We start from the raw sequence: 297 nt of genomic DNA, 5'->3' as shown, positions 1-297 counted from the left end.
CATTGATCGTTCCTGTACTTGGACCATCTCCTCCAAAGCTATCGTTTCCTAATACTGCAATGTTGGTTGTTCCACTATCTTCTGCGACATCGGCAGGTGTATCATCTGTAGCCGTTGGTGTATCATCTACTGGAGTGACATCAAAAGTAACCGTAGCCGTATCGGTATCTCCATCAGCATCTTCTATCTCATAGGTGATCGTTACAGGACCATTATAGTCTAAGGCTGGTGTAAAGTCAATCGTATCATCCGTTGGATCATTTGGTGTACCTCCATTGTTTACAACTGCAGTTCCTA

The 297-nt window shown here is 43.8% G+C and carries 1 protein-coding gene; it reads right to left on the bottom strand.

Annotation, left to right across the window (positions count from 1 at the left end):
- A partial coding sequence (locus ACXAGJ_RS24790; protein ID WP_474843893.1) for an Ig-like domain-containing protein occupies nt 1–297 on the bottom strand: 297 nt, incomplete at both ends.

Source organism: Aquimarina sp. AWH4_224 (genome assembly GCF_056160245.1).
Note: the sequence above shows the minus strand (reverse complement) of the source record. Positions and strands in the feature narration are given on the sequence as shown.